Annotated in this window: 8 protein-coding genes and 1 tRNA gene; 7 read left to right on the top strand and 2 right to left on the bottom strand. The window is 66.2% G+C overall.

What is annotated here, in order from left to right; all coding sequences use genetic code 11:
• Positions 1-69: 69 nt before the first annotated feature.
• Positions 70-146: transfer RNA gene (locus tag C8J26_RS14465), tRNA-Pro, on the bottom strand.
• A gap of 108 nt (positions 147-254) precedes the next feature.
• On the opposite strand from C8J26_RS14465, the gene lepA reads away from it, so the two are divergent.
• The 6 genes from lepA (at position 255) to C8J26_RS14430 (ending at position 10,756) form a co-directional block, all read left to right on the top strand.
• Positions 255-2,075: a translation elongation factor 4 gene (gene lepA, locus C8J26_RS14460; protein ID WP_055877500.1), complete on the top strand. Its 1,821-nt coding sequence runs from the start codon at positions 255-257 to the stop codon at positions 2,073-2,075.
• Between the two features lie 730 nt (positions 2,076-2,805).
• A complete protein-coding gene (locus C8J26_RS14450; RefSeq protein WP_107959186.1) occupies positions 2,806-5,112 on the top strand; it encodes a TonB-dependent receptor in 2,307 nt (768 codons plus the stop codon).
• A gap of 158 nt (positions 5,113-5,270) precedes the next feature.
• Positions 5,271-8,639, top strand: coding sequence for a polysaccharide deacetylase family protein (locus tag C8J26_RS14445; RefSeq protein WP_107958992.1), 3,369 nt, complete (start codon positions 5,271-5,273; stop codon positions 8,637-8,639).
• 79 nt (positions 8,640-8,718) lie between these two features.
• Entirely contained in the window at positions 8,719-9,477 is a 759-nt protein-coding gene (modA, locus tag C8J26_RS14440; protein ID WP_107958991.1) for a molybdate ABC transporter substrate-binding protein, read from the top strand.
• On the top strand, positions 9,478-10,167 hold the full coding sequence (gene modB / locus C8J26_RS14435) for a molybdate ABC transporter permease subunit (RefSeq protein WP_107958990.1): 690 nt from the start codon (positions 9,478-9,480) through the stop codon (positions 10,165-10,167).
• Positions 10,157-10,756, top strand: a complete 600-nt coding sequence (locus C8J26_RS14430) for an ATP-binding cassette domain-containing protein (RefSeq protein WP_107958989.1) — start codon at positions 10,157-10,159, stop codon at positions 10,754-10,756. The genes modB and C8J26_RS14430 overlap by 11 nt, the downstream gene beginning before the upstream one ends.
• Before the next feature lie 47 nt (positions 10,757-10,803).
• On the opposite strand, the gene htpG is transcribed toward C8J26_RS14430, so the two are convergent.
• A complete protein-coding gene (htpG, locus tag C8J26_RS14425) occupies positions 10,804-12,726 on the bottom strand; it encodes a molecular chaperone HtpG (protein WP_107958988.1) in 1,923 nt (640 codons plus the stop codon).
• 167 nt (positions 12,727-12,893) lie between these two features.
• On the opposite strand from htpG, the gene C8J26_RS14420 reads away from it, so the two are divergent.
• Positions 12,894-14,024: a nucleoside hydrolase gene (locus tag C8J26_RS14420; RefSeq protein WP_107958987.1), complete on the top strand. Its 1,131-nt coding sequence runs from the start codon at positions 12,894-12,896 to the stop codon at positions 14,022-14,024.
• Positions 14,025-14,088 lie beyond the last annotated feature (64 nt).

Genomic DNA, 14,088 nt, shown 5'->3' with positions numbered 1-14,088 from the left:
GATAGGCGCCGCGTGATCTTAAAGCTCGGGGAAGATCGGGGGGCTCGGAACCCCCCGAAAAATCGGCAATGGTCGGGGCGATAGGATTCGAACCTACGACCCCTGGACCCCGAGACCAGTGCGCTACCAGACTGCGCCACGCCCCGACAACATTGCCGGTGAGCCCCCTAGCCGCGACGCGGGTGGCGATCAAGACAATTATGGACTGTCACCATGATCTATCGCGCGCGCGACGTCGCTGCTAGGAGCGCGGCATGACTCCGCTCGACCGCATCCGCAATTTTTCCATCATCGCCCATATCGACCATGGCAAGTCGACGCTCGCCGACCGATTGATCCAGCAGACCGGCGGCCTGACCGCGCGCGAAATGTCCGAGCAGGTGCTCGACAATATGGACATCGAGAAAGAGCGCGGGATCACGATCAAGGCGCAGACCGTGCGCCTTGCCTACAAGGCCAAGGACGGTCTCGATTACGTCCTCAACCTGATGGACACGCCGGGCCATGTCGACTTCGCTTATGAAGTGAGCCGCAGCCTCGCCGCGTGCGAGGGCGCGCTGCTCGTGGTCGACGCGGCGCAGGGCGTCGAGGCGCAGACGCTCGCCAACGTCTATCAGTCGATCGAGCATGATCACGAGATCGTCCCCGTCATCAACAAGATCGATCTTCCCGCCGCCGAACCCGAAAAGGTCCGCAAGGAAATCGAGGACGTGATCGGCATCGACGCGTCGGGCGCGGTGCTCGCGTCGGCAAAGTCGGGGATCGGCATCGAGGACATCCTCGAGGCGATCGTCACGAAGATCCCGCCGCCCAAGGGCGATCCCGAGGCACCGCTGAAGGCGATGCTCGTCGACAGCTGGTACGATCCGTATCTCGGCGTCGTCATCCTCGTCCGCGTGATCGACGGCGTCCTGAAAAAGGGCCAGCAGATCAAGTTCATGCAGACCGGCACGATGCATCTGGTCGACCGGGTCGGGTGTTTCCGCCCCAAGATCGAGCAGCTGACCGAGCTCGGCACGGGCGAGATGGGCTTCATCACCGCGCAGATCAAAGAGGTCGCGCAAACACGCGTCGGCGACACGATCACCGATGCGAAGCGGCCTGCGCTCGAGGCGTTGGCGGGCTTCAAGGAAGTCCAGCCGGTGGTGTTCTGCGGGATGTTCCCGGTCGATGCCGCGGAATTCGAGAAGCTTCGCGAGTCGATCTCCAAGCTGCGGCTGAACGATGCGAGCTTCTCGTTCGAGATGGAGACGTCGGCGGCGCTGGGCTTCGGTTTCCGTTGCGGGTTCTTGGGACTGCTGCATCTGGAGATTATCCAGGAGCGCCTCACGCGCGAATATGACCTCGACTTGATCACGACCGCGCCGTCGGTGGTGTACGAGATCGAGCTGACCCACCCCGATCCCGCGGGCACGACGCATATCGAGTTGCACAACCCCGCCGACATGCCCGAGCCGAACAAGATCGCGACGATCAGCGAGCCGTGGATCGAGGCGACGATCTACGTCCCCGACGAATATCTCGGCAGCGTCTTGAAGCTCTGCCAGGATCGCCGCGGCATCCAGAAGAACCTGACCTATGTCGGCGGCCGCGCGCAGGCGACCTACGAGCTGCCGCTCAACGAAGTCGTGTTCGATTTCTACGATCGGCTGAAGTCGATGTCGAAGGGCTATGCCAGCTTCGATTATCACCAGATTGGCTATCGCGAGGGTGACCTCGTCAAGATGGGCATCCTGGTCAACGAGGAGCCGGTCGACGCGCTGAGCATGATCGTCCACCGCGGTACCGCCGAAGTGCGTGGTCGCGGCATGGTCGAACGGCTCAAGGACCTGATCCCGCGGCATCTGTTCAAGATCCCGATCCAGGCGGCGATCGGTGGCAAGGTGATCGCGCGCGAGACGATCAGCGCGATGCGCAAGGACGTGACCGCCAAATGCTATGGCGGTGACGCGAGCCGCAAGAAGAAGCTCCTCGAAAAGCAGAAGAAGGGGAAGCTGAAGATGCGCGAGTACGGCTCGGTCAGCATCCCGCAGGAAGCGTTCATCGCCGCGCTGCGGATGGGCGACGACGCCTGAGGCCAAGCTGTGCTTGGACGAGGATAAGCGTCTAGCCGGGCGGCGACCCGCCGAGCTTGTACTCGGTCGTGTCGTCCGACGACGCGGCTTTGCCGCGGCGCCGCTTCGTTGCATTCTACCGCGACGCGCGTAAGTTCGCGTGATGGCGCAAGACTCGTCCAAACCCTTCGGGTCCAAATTCCCGATTCCAGCGGAAGCCTATGATAGCTGGCTACGAGAAAAGTCGCGCACTCGTTGGCGGATCCTCGTCCGTCGATCGCTCACGAAGACGCCGTTGCCGCGATGAGCTTGGTCTTTGCGCCCTTGGGCCGTTCCAACCGACACTATTGAGCCGCGTTATCCGCGGATCACGCTCGCCGCCTACCGCCGTCACCCCAGCGAACGCTGGGGTATCCGCAAGGTGCGGATGCGGCTCAGTCGCGGAGATGCCAGCTTTCGCTGGCATGACGGAGCAGGGTTTCGTTTTTCCTCAGCAGCAGAAATATCGCATGCCGTTGCAAACCCGCAACGACCCGTAATCTTCGTCACCGCCTGTCATCATACCAACACAATCCCCGCCTAACCGCCGGCCCGGGGAGTGAGCGTCGCGAGGCGTCGTCGCACCGTCCGGGGAGGGCGGGCGAGGGCAAGCCGCGACGTTGTATTTTGGGATGTGCGGCCGGTCGTCAGGGACGGCGCCGCACGATTGGGGAATATCATCTTGAAGATTTCGGTCGTTAAGTCGGCGCTGATGCTCGGCGTCGCGTTTGGTTCGGTTGTGGGTGGCACGGCCGCGTTCGCGCAGGCTGCGCCGGTCCAGGATCAGGCTACGCAGGCCGCGCCCGAGGAAGGCCTCGGGGACATCGTCGTGACCGCCGAGCGTCGTTCCGAGAACCTCCAGAAGGTGCCGCTGTCGGTCGGCGTCGCATCGGGCGATGCGCTGCGCGCCTACACCGCCGGCGGTGACGACACATTGCTTGCGCTGTCGGGCCGCGTCCCCGGGCTGTACGTCGAATCGACGACCGGCCGCATCTTCCCGCGCTTCTACATCCGCGGTCTGGGCAACATCGATTTCTACCTCGGCGCGTCGCAGCCGGTCACGATCATCCAGGACGACGTGATCCTCGAGCATGTCGTGCTGAAGTCGAACCCGGTGTTCGACGTCCGCCAGGTCGAAGTGCTGCGCGGGCCGCAGGGGTCGCTGTTCGGGCGCAACACCACCGCCGGCATCATCAAGTTCGATACGAACAAGCCGACCAACGACTTCGAGAGCCGCGCCTCGGCCTCGGTCGGATCGTACAACAGCGTCAGCCTGGACGCCGGTGTCGGTGGCCCGCTGATCAAGGACCTTTTGGCGATCCGCCTGTCGACGCTGATCCAGCACCGCGAGAACTATGTCGACAACGCGTTTGCGGGCACCAGCCAGGACAGCACGGCCACGCCGCGCAAGAACGCGATGGGCGGCTTCGACGATCGCAACGTCCGCCTCCAGCTCGCGCTGACGCCGGGCAACGCGTTCTCGCTCGACCTGTCGGGCCATGCGCGCTGGTATGACGGCACCTCGACGCTGTTCCACCGCGGCGCGCTCAAGAAGGGCTCGAACGACGTCTCGGCCGAGCCGCGCAACACCGTGTCGCTCGACGAAGGCAACGACAACCCGCAGAGCTACACCACCTATGGCGGCTCGGTCCGTGCGACCTACGACTTCGGTCCGGCCGCGCTGACCTCGATCACCGCCTATGAGACGACGTCGGGCTTCAGCCGCGGCGATACCGATGGTGGGGCGGGTGCGAACTTCCCCGTGCGCGGGGTCGCCAACGGCTTTGGCCAGTCGCAGGGCCAGATCCGCGATCTCGACCAGTGGTCGCAAGAAGTGCGGGTCGCGGGCACGCCCGGCGGGCGCTTCAACTGGCAGGTCGGCGGCCTGTATTTCGACAACCGCGACATTACCGACTTCTATCAGCGCACGTTCTTCCTGACGACCGCCGCGCGCAACCCGAACAACTGGGTGCGCCTGCACGACGTCAACACGTCGTGGTCGGGCTTCGGTCAGGTCAGCTATGAACTGGTCGACAAGCTGACGCTGACGCTCGGCGGCCGCATCACCGAGGACAAGAAGCGCACGCAGCTGCTGAAGACGGTGCAGAATGTCGCGGGTGTCAGCCAGTATCCGGCCAATTTCCGTCGCGACGTGACGCTCAAGGCGACCAAGCCGAGCTGGGATGCGAGCCTCCTGTATCAGGCGAGCCCGGACGTCAGCGTGTACACGCGCATTGCGCAGGGCTTCCGCGGACCGACGATCCAGGGGCGTTCGGCGGTGTTCAACTCCGACTTCTCGACCGCGAAGTCCGAGACGATCCTGTCGGGCGAGGCGGGCGTGAAGAGCCGGCTGTTCGACAACACGCTGACGCTGAACGCGACGGTGTTCGCCTATCGCGTCAACGACATCCAGCTCAACGGCAACGACGTCAACGGCAACGGGATCCTGTTCAACGGCAACAAGGCCGACGCGTACGGCATGGAAGCCGAGGCCAACTGGAAGCCGGTGCCCAACCTGACGCTCGGCGCAGGGCTCAGCCTGTTGCATAGCGAGATCCGTGACAAGACGACCGAGGTGCAGATCTGCGCGCTCAACAACGCCGTGGTGTGCACCCCCTCGGCGGCGGTTCGTCCGGTCCCGGGCGCGTTCGGGACGACCTATCTGGTGAAGATCAACGGCGAGCCGTTGCCGAACGCACCAGAGTACAACGTCGACCTGACCGCACGCTACGACCAGCCGCTGGGCAATGGCGGCCGCGCGTTCATCGCGGGCGACTTCAACATCCAGGGCTACACGCAGTTCGTGCTGTACAAGACCAAGGAGTTCACCGCGAACGGCAACTTCGAGGGCGGCCTCAAGATCGGCTATGCCGCGCCCGACGATGCGTATGAGCTGTCGGTGTTCGCGCGCAACATCACGAACGAGAAGAACCTCAAGGGCGTAATCGAGAACTATATGGCCGCGGTGTTCAACGAGCCGCGGATCATCGGCGTGTCGCTGAGCGGCAAGTTCCGCTGATCGACTGATCGACCGGCGCTTCCCCCTCCCGACCGCGGGAGGGGGAAGCGTGCTTAACATCCGCGTGACGCATTTTTCAGGAGCGCGGCCTGTAACCGTGTCGTAGCGATCTGAAATGGCGATTTGCCGTTTTCCTTCCGCCGGTTGATACTCCCCCGATGTCGCTCAATCCTGTCTTCTACGATGCTAGCGGCCGTCGGCGCCGGCGGTTCACCTTTGGCGTTGCCGCGTTCGTCGCGCTGCTTCTGCTGTCGATCGCCGTGTTCGCGGTTTCGATCGGCGCGGTGCCGACCGCGCCGCTGTTGCCGATCGAGCCGGAACACCCCGCGCTCCACAAGCTGCCGGCACCGCGTGGCGGCATCCTGCGTGAGACGCGGCGCGACCTGAACTATTACGCCAAGCAGCTGTTCGGGACGAGCGCAGCCAAGCCCGGCGTCGGCAACGGCGCCAACCCCCAACTCGCGATCGCCTTCCACGCGCCATGGGACGAGGCGAGCACCGCCAGTCTCGCGCGGCATGTCGAGCAGCTCGACTGGCTGATCCCTGGATGGGTCTCGATCACCGGCAAGGATCACCGGATCACCGTGTTCCGCGACCAAGCGGGACGCGACATCCTCAACAAGGCGGTCCACCGCCCGATGATCTTGCCGATGGTGCAGAATGCGGTCGATGGAAACTGGGACGGCGCGGGCAGCGCGGCGCTGTTCGCCGACCCGAAGGCGCGGTCGGCGTTCCTCGACAAGCTCGTCCCGTTCCTTAGCGCGAATCATGCCGGCGGCGTGTTCTACGATTTCGAGGACCTGCCGGTCAGCGCGCAGCCCAACTACCGGGCGTTCCTGGCGGAGACGCGGGCGCGGTTCGCGCCGCGCGGCTGGGTGGTGGCGATCGCGGCGCCGGTCGCCAATCCGGACTGGAGCCTGCCGGCCTACGCCAAGGTCACCGACAAGATCTTCCTGATGGCGTATGACGAGCACGAGACGAGCGGCGCCCCCGGTCCGATCGCGTCGCAGCGCTGGTTCGCGCGGATGGTCGCCGATGCCGCGCGCGGGATCCCGCCGTCGAAGCTGGTCGTCGCGATCGGCTCCTACGCCTATGACTGGCATGCCGGCGCCGATGCGGGCAATGGCGACGCGCTCGATGTCGAGGAAGCGTGGCAGAACGCCGCCGATTCGGGCACGATGCCGACCTTCGACAAGGCCAGCGGCAACAGCAGCTTCGCCTATTCCGAAGGCGGCGTGCAGCATCAGGTCTGGCTGCTCGACGCGGCGTCCGCGTACAACCAGATCGCGTTCCTGCAAAAGGCCGGCCTCGGCAGCGTCGCCTTGTGGCGGCTCGGCTCGGAGGATCCCGGGCTCTGGTCGATCTGGGGCCGCGATCACCGCAAACTGCCCGTTCCCGATGCGATCGACGCGATGCCCGCGGGTACCAATGTCGATATCGAGGGCAGCGGCGAGATCCTGAAGATCGCCGCCGAACCTGTCACCGGCATCCGCGATGCGGTCCCCGCCAAGGACGGTACGATCGCCGACGTCAACTTCACGCGGATGCCGTCGCCCTATGTCGTGGTGCGGACCGGCTATCGCCCCAAACAGCTTGCGCTGACGTTCGACGACGGCCCCGATCCGGAATGGACGCCGCAGATCCTCGACGTGCTCAAGCGCGAGCATGCGCCGGCCACCTTCTTCGTGATCGGCGAGAATGCGCTGACCGAGCGGCCGCTGCTCGAACGGATGGTCGCCGAGGGACACGAGATCGGCAGCCACACCTATACGCACCCCAACCTCGCCAACGTCTCGACGCGGCAGGTGAAGTACGAGCTCAACGCGACGCAGCGGCTGTTCCAGGCGTTCACCGGCCGCTCGCTGCGGCTGTTCCGCGCGCCCTATTTCGGCGATGCCGAGCCGAGCACCGCGGACGAGATCCTGCCCGCGCTCGAAGCGCAGCAGCGCGGCTATATCTCGGTCGGCCTCCACGTCGATCCCGACGACTGGAAGCGGCCGGGCGTGCAGGCGATCATCGACCGGACGATCGCCGGCGTCGAGGCGGGCAACCCAGAGCGTAGCGGCAACGTCATCCTGCTCCATGACGCCGGCGGCAATCGCGCCGAGACCGTCGCCGCGCTGCCGGTGATCATCGAGCGGCTGCGCGCGATGGGCTATAGCTTCGTCCCCGTCTCGACGCTCGCCGGGCTGTCGCGCAACCAGTCGATGCCGGTGATCTCGTCGAGCGACCGCGTCGCAGCGGTCGCCGATCTCGCGCTGTTCAGCACGCTTGGCGGTATCGTCGTCGCGCTGCGCTGGATCTTCGGGATCGCGATCACGATCGGCATCATCCGCGCGCTGGCGCTCTCCGCGCTGGCGCTGATCCAGGCGCGGCGCGAGTTGAAGACGGTGTTCCCGGCGATCGATCCGTCGCGGTTTGTCACGGTGATGATCCCCGCATTCAACGAGGAGCGCGTGATCGTCCGCGCGGTGCAGGGCGTGCTCGCATCGACCGATGTCGCGATCGAGGTGATCGTGATCGACGACGGATCGAGCGACGGCACCAGCCGCGTGGTATCCGACGCGTTCGCGGGCGACGACCGGGTCCGCCTGCTGACGCTCGAGAACGGGGGCAAGGCGCGCGCGCTCAATCGCGGACTCGAACTCGCGCGCGGCGAGATCGTGATCGCGCTCGACGCCGACACGCAGTTCGAACCGATGACGATCGCGCGTCTGGCGCGGTGGTTCGTCGATCCCAAGCTCGGCGCGGTCGCGGGCAACGCGAAGGTCGGCAATCGCGTCAACCTGATCACCAAATGGCAGGCGCTCGAATATATCACCGCGCAGAATCTCGAACGCCGCGCGCTGGCCCGTCTCAATGCGATGACGGTTGTTCCAGGCGCGGTCGGCGCGTGGCGGCTCGAGGCGATCCGCAGCGTCGGGGGCTATCCCGACGATACGCTCGCCGAGGACCAGGATCTGACGATCGCGATCCAGCGGCATGGCTGGACGGTGCAATACGACCAGTTTGCGATCGCCTGGACCGAGGCGCCCGAGACGATGCGCGCGCTGGCGAAGCAGCGCTTCCGCTGGGCGTTCGGGACGCTGCAATGCCTGTACAAGCACCGCTCGGCGATCGGCCGTTCGCAACCGCGCGGGCTTGGCTGGGTTGGGCTGCCGCAGGCGATCGTGTTCCAGATCATCCTTGCTTCGATTTCACCGATCATCGATCTCGCGCTGCTCGTGAGCTTCGCCTCGACCTATCTCGCGGTGCAGGCGCATGGCTGGGAGCAGACGAGCCACGACGTCTATACGATGCTGGCTTACTGGCTGATCTTCACCGCGATCGACCTGCTCGCCGCGACGATTGCATTTGCCTTGGAGCGCAAGGAGCGCTGGCGGTTGCTGTGGCTGCTGATCCCGCAACGGATCGGCTATCGCCAGGTGATGTATTACGTCGTCCTCAAGGCGATCGCGCAGGCATTGCGTGGGCCGCTGGTCGGCTGGGGCAAGCTGGCGCGGACGGGACGCGTGACCGCGAACTGAGCGCGCAACATATCGCACCGACTGGCGTTATGGTCCCGCGCTATATATCGGTATGCGCAAGGTTCGAGGGACAAGCGGCATGCGGTATCTGACGTCGGCGCTGGGGATCGTGGGGTGTTTCGCGGCGCCGAGCGCATACGCACAGGCTCGCCCGCCCTTGGTGCTCGCCGCCGCATCGTTGCAGGAATCGTTGACCGCAGCGGCCGATGCGTGGGCCAAGCAGGGCCACGTCAAGCCGACGATCTCGTTCGCGGCGTCGTCCGCGCTCGCGCGACAGGTCGAGGCTGGCGCACCTGCCGATCTGTTCGTCTCCGCCGACGAAGACTGGATGAACGCGCTCGCCAGGAAGAACCTGATCGTCGCCAGGACGCGGGTCACGTTCCTTGGCAACCGCCTGGTCGTCGCGGAGGCGGCGGGTAGCAGCGTGCGCATCCCGGTGCGTCCGCCTGCCGCGCTTGTCCGCGTCCTGACCGCGGGGCCGCTCGCAATGGCGGATACCGCGGTGCCGGCGGGGAAATACGGGCAGGCGTCGCTCGAGGCGCTGGGGGTATGGGCGCAGGTGGCACCGAAGGTGGTCCGCGCCGAGAATGTCCGCGCGACGCTCGCGCTGGTCGAACGCGGCGCGGCGCCGCTCGGGATCGTTTATGCGACCGACGCAAAGGCGTCTGCCAAGGTACGGATAGCAGGCGTTTTTCCCGAGCGCACGCACCCGGCGATCACCTATCCGATCGCGCGGCTCAGCGCGTCGACCAATCCCGAGGCGGAGGCGTTTCGCCGCTTCCTCGTCTCGCGCGCGGGCAAGGCGATCTTCGTGCGCTATGGCTTCTCCGCGCGCTAGATGCTCGATGCGACCGAATGGGGCATCGTCGCACTGTCGCTGAAGGTCGGCGGCGTGGCGATGCTGGTGACGCTGCCGGTCGCATTCGCGTTGGCTTGGCTGCTCGCGCGTGTCCGCTTCCCGGGCAAGGTGATCCTCGATGCGGCGATCCATCTGCCGTTGGTGGTGCCGCCGGTCGTGACCGGCTGGATGTTGTTGCTCGCCTTCGGCCCCAATGGCCCGATCGGCGGCTGGTTGCAGGGCTGGTTCGGGGTGACCGTGCTGTTCCGCTGGACCGGGGCGGCGATCGCGGCGGGGGTGATGGCTCTGCCGCTGATGGTGCGCGCGATGCGGATCTCGATCGAAGCGGTCGACCTGCGACTCGAGAATGCGGCGCGGACGCTGGGCGCAGGGCGGTGGCGCGTGTTCTGGACGCTGACGCTGCCGCTCAGTATTCCGGGCGTGCTGGCAGGGGCCGTGCTGGGCTTTGCGCGGTCGATCGGGGAATTCGGTGCGACGATCACCTTCGTCTCCAACGTCCCCGGCGAGACGCAGACTCTCCCGCTGGCGATCTACTCCGCGCTGCAACAGCCCGGGGCGGACGCCCTCGTATGGCGCTTATCGTGCGTTTCCGTGGCCTTGTCGCTGGTCGCTCTCATCGCATCCGAACTCCTGACGCGGCGCGCGGGGAGGGGGCTGCATGTCCTTTGAGATCGATATCGAGAAGCGGCTCGGCGATACGCGGATATCGCTGACGCTCGACGCGGGGCAGGGTGCAACGGTGCTGTTCGGTCCCTCCGGGGTCGGCAAGTCGAGCATCCTGAACATGGTCGCGGGCCTGCTTCGCCCCGATCGCGGACGCATCGCGATCGACGGCGAGACGCTGTTCGGCAATGGCATCGACTTGCCACCCGAACGACGACGTGCCGGCTATGTCTTTCAGGAAGCGCGGCTTTTTCCGCACATGCGAGTCCGTGCCAACCTATTGTATGGCGTCCGTGGCGAGGCTGATCGGTTCGAGGATAGTATCGGCTTTCTCGGCATCGGCCATCTGCTCGATCGCTGGCCACGTACGCTGTCGGGCGGCGAAGCGCAGCGCGTCGCGATCGGGCGCGCGTTGCTCAGCAAGCCGCGTTTCCTGTTGCTCGACGAACCGTTGTCGTCGCTCGACCGTGCGCGGCGCGACGAGATCATGCAGGCGATCGAGCATGTCCGCGACGTGCTCGGACTACCGATCCTGATGGTGACGCATGATCCGGACGAAGCCGAGCGGATTGGCACGCGGGTCGTGCGGATGTAGCGTGCCGCGTGACCCCGCCCAGCGCGGGCGGGGTCACGCGGTGCGACTTAGCCCAGCGCGCGCGTGAACAGCCGCGCGAGGCGGGCGGAGAAGGCGCGGGGGTCGAGCGGGCGCTCGCCATCCGCGATCTGCGCCTCGTCGAACAGCAGATGCGCGGCGTCCTCGCGCAGTGCCGTCTCGTCCTCGCCGAGCGCGGCGAGCCGGGCGATCAGCTCCGAGCGCGGGTTGATCTCGAGCACCGGCTTGGCGGCGGGCATCGCCTGGCCGCTCGCCGCGAGGATCCGTTCGAGCTGGCGGTCCATGCCGCTGTCGGCGGCGACGAGGCAGACCGCGCTGTCGGTCAGGCGCTCGGAGGCGCGAACCTCCGACACGGCATCGGCGAGCGTCGTCTTCACGAACGCGATGAACGCCGCGACGTCGGGCGTGGTCTCGGCGGTCGGCTGCTCGGCGCCGTCGAGCAGCGGGATGAGGCCGAGATCGGCAGCGCCCTGCGTGACCGATTTGAACGGCTTGCCGTCGGAATCGATGCCCGCCGAGACCCAGAACCCGTCGACCGAGTCCGGCAGCAGCAGCACTTCAATCCCGCGCGCGCGGAACCCTTCGAGTTGCGGCGAGGCTTCGAGGCGATCGAGATCGGTGCCGACCGCGTAATAGATCGCGGTCTGGTTGTCCTTCATCGCCGCGACATAGTCGGCCACCGAGCGCCAGGCGCCGCCGGACGTGGTGGTCTTGAACCGCGCGAGCTTGAGCAGCGCTTCGCGGCGTTCGAAATCCTCGTACAACCCCTCCTTCAGCACCGCGCCGAAATTCTCCCAGATCCTGGCGTATGCCTCGGGATCGCGCGTCGCGAGCTTGTCGAGTTCGGCGAGCACGCGGCCGGTGACGCCCTTGCGGATCGCGGCGAGCATCGGGCTCTCCTGGATCATCTCGCGCGACACGTTGAGCGGCAGGTCGGACGAATCCACCAGCCCGCGCATGAAGCGGAGGTAGCGCGGCAGGACCTCGGCATCGTCGGTGATGAAGACGCGCTTCACGTACAGCTTCATCCGGCCGTTGCGATCGGGATCGAACAGGTCGAACGGCTTGGCACCGGGGACGAAGGCGAGCACCGAATATTCGTGGAGCCCCTCCGCCCGGTAGTGGAGCGTCAGCGCGGGCTCGTCGAATTGGCCCGAGACGCTGCGATAGAAATCGGCATAGTCTTCGGGGGTGATGTCCGACTTGGGCTTGGTCCAGAGTGCTGCGCCGTCGGCGATGTCGACCGGCTCGGCATCGGGCTTTTCGCGCAGCGTGATGGGGACGGGGACATGGCCCGACTGGTCCTTGATCAGCCGCTCGACGGTGTAGCGATCGGTGAACGACGTCGCGTCTTCGAGCAGATGGAGCACGACGCGGGTGCCGCGTGCGGGGGCCTGCGCGATGTCGACGGGCGCGATCGTGTAGGTGCCCAGACCGTCCGAAGACCAGACCGATGCGGTGTCGGCGCCTGCGCGACGCGAGACGACGTCGACCTTCGCGGCAACCATGAACGCCGAATAGAAGCCGACGCCGAACTGGCCGATCAACTGCGCGCCTTCGCTGCCGCTGGAGGCGGCGATGCGGTCCATGAACGCCTTGGTACCGGACCGGGCGATCGTGCCGAGCGCCTCGCCCATGTCGTCGGCGGTCATGCCGATGCCGTTGTCCTCGATCGTCAGCGTGCGCGCGTCGGGATCGAGCGTGATCGCGATCTGCGTGCGCGCTTCGTCACCGAGCAGGTCGGGGGCACTCAGCGCCTCGTACCGGAGCTTTTCGCAAGCATCGGCGGCGTTCGAGATCAGTTCGCGCAGGAAGACGGTCTTATCCGAATAGACCGAGTGCACCATCATGTGCAGCAGCCGCGCGACATCCGCCTCGAACGCGTGCGTCGCGGTGGGCGTATCGGTGGTCTGCGGGGTCTCGGGCTCGATCGATGCGGTGTCTGTGGTCATGATGCGGACTGACTTTCGCTGGAATTCTATGGGCGAGAGTTGGACGGGGACCGTAACGAATTCAAGAGGCGGCGGCGGGTACGCTGGCAGAGGACCGGCGGACGCGTCATAGGCAGCGGTGCTGGCGTGGCAGAAAGTCGCGCGCTGCGAAGGGGCGGGACGTGACCATGCGAAGAGTTCTCCGGTTCGGCGTCGGCTGGGCGCTGATCCTTGCTCTCGCCGTGCCCGTTGCGGCGTCTTCGGGACGCGATGCGCCGACGAAGCGGCTCGTGCTGATCGACGATGACGTGGTCGGCCTGAGCGGTGCGCCGGCGCTGTTGCTGCAGGCGCCTGATGTCGAGGTGCTGGGCATCACGACGACCAGCGGTTCGGTGTGGCGCGATACCGCCACCGCCTATGCGCTGCGCACGGTCGAGATCGTCGGGCGTACCGATGTGCCGGTCGTGCCGGGTGCGACCTACCCTCTGCTCAACAATGAAGCCGCGACCGCGCGGTGGGAGGCGCTTTATGGCCGCCTCGAGTTCAAGGGGCCGTGGACTGCGCCAGCACCGGGGGGTGCGAGCGGGGCGGAAGCGGGCACGCCGTCGCCCGCGGTCGTGCCGAGCCTGTCGATCGGCAATCCCGTCACCAAACCCAGCAGCGAGATCGCCGCGGCGTTCCTCGTCCGGATGGTGCGGGCGCACCCGCACCAGATCACGCTGTTCGCGACTGGGCCGATGACCAACATCGCGATCGCGCAGAGCCTCGACCCGAGCTTTGCCGCGAACGTGAAGGAGCTGGTCTATATGGGGGGCAGTCTGAGCCCGCAGCAGACACTCGACACGCCGGCGGCCGCTGCGTTTGCACGTGGTTTTCTCGATACGCCGCGGCGCGAGTTCAACATACGCTGGGATCCCGAGGCGGCGCGGATCATGGCACATGGTGCGTGGCCCAAGGTCACGATGGTGCCGATCGATCCGTCGACCGGGACGCAGTGGACTCGCGCTTTCCTCGGCAGCCTGAAGCCTGCGCACACCCCGCTCACCGATGCGCTCCGGACCGGGCTCGAACCGGGGTTTCCGATGTGGGACGAGATCGCGGCGATGGTCTGGCTCGAGCCCGGAATCGTCACGCGTGCCGAGACGCTCTACATCGATTTCGACACCAGCCAGACCGCGGGATATGGCGACACGTTGTCGTGGCAGGCGGCGGACAGCCCGCATCTGGGCGAACGCGCGCAGACCGTCGTGTTGCGCGTCGACCGCGCAAAGATGGAGACGGCGATGCGCGCGCTTTACATGCGGCGCATCAGGCGCTGAGCCGACCGGCGCGGAGTGGGGCAAAGATGTCGCGGTGGCGGGTAAAAGCGCACCCAGCCTGATC

Source organism: Sphingomonas aurantiaca (genome assembly GCF_003050705.1).
Lineage (GTDB): Bacteria > Pseudomonadota > Alphaproteobacteria > Sphingomonadales > Sphingomonadaceae > Sphingomonas > Sphingomonas aurantiaca.
The sequence above is the reverse complement of the archived record's forward strand: the minus strand, read 5'-3'. Positions and strand labels throughout refer to the sequence as shown.

What these genes read in the sequence shown, in the direction of transcription:
- lepA (WP_055877500.1), top strand. Translation starts at nt 255, where the DNA reads ATGACTCCGCTCGACCGCATCCGCAATTTTTCCATCATCGCCCATATC.
- C8J26_RS14450 (WP_107959186.1), top strand. Translation starts at nt 2,806, where the DNA reads ATGCTCGGCGTCGCGTTTGGTTCGGTTGTGGGTGGCACGGCCGCGTTC.
- C8J26_RS14445 (WP_107958992.1), top strand. Translation starts at nt 5,271, where the DNA reads ATGTCGCTCAATCCTGTCTTCTACGATGCTAGCGGCCGTCGGCGCCGG.
- modA (WP_107958991.1), top strand. Translation starts at nt 8,719, where the DNA reads ATGCGGTATCTGACGTCGGCGCTGGGGATCGTGGGGTGTTTCGCGGCG.
- modB (WP_107958990.1), top strand. Translation starts at nt 9,478, where the DNA reads ATGCTCGATGCGACCGAATGGGGCATCGTCGCACTGTCGCTGAAGGTC.
- C8J26_RS14430 (WP_107958989.1), top strand. Translation starts at nt 10,157, where the DNA reads ATGTCCTTTGAGATCGATATCGAGAAGCGGCTCGGCGATACGCGGATA.
- htpG (WP_107958988.1), bottom strand. Translation starts at nt 12,726, where the DNA reads ATGACCACAGACACCGCATCGATCGAGCCCGAGACCCCGCAGACCACC.
- C8J26_RS14420 (WP_107958987.1), top strand. Translation starts at nt 12,894, where the DNA reads ATGCGAAGAGTTCTCCGGTTCGGCGTCGGCTGGGCGCTGATCCTTGCT.